The organism is Vibrio sp. RW (genome assembly GCF_027587105.1).
Lineage (GTDB): Bacteria > Pseudomonadota > Gammaproteobacteria > Enterobacterales > Vibrionaceae > Vibrio > Vibrio toranzoniae.
The window spans coordinates 1-306 of the sequence record NZ_JAPPTM010000100.1; the positions used below are offsets into that span (position 1 = coordinate 1).

The 306-nt window shown below is 50.0% G+C and carries 1 protein-coding gene; it reads right to left on the reverse strand.

Features of this window, described 5'->3' with window-relative positions; translation table 11 throughout:
• Window positions 1-306: hypothetical protein (locus OCT63_RS21485; protein WP_269984602.1), on the reverse strand; the 306-nt coding region annotated here is incomplete at both ends.

Below are 306 nucleotides of genomic sequence, written 5' to 3' on the forward strand. Positions count from 1 at the left end.
AACGGTTGCTTGAACTTCAATTGGCGCGTTTATACCATCGCTCAAAGTGATGGTAACAGTTTGGCCGTCTTCAACGTCAGTCACTGTGCCGCGTATAACCATGGCGGCGCTTTCGCCGTTGCCATTAATCACGCCATCGGCGGTTTTATCAATGCTGGTTGTAATCGCTGCGGTGTTATCAAGTTCAACTGTATCCTCAGCTGTAACAGGGTTACCTGCCACATCGGATACGCTAGCTGTGGCAGTGAGTGTGCCATCGTTTAGTGCGCTTGCATCAATCGGATCGGTAACATACTCGCCGTTTTG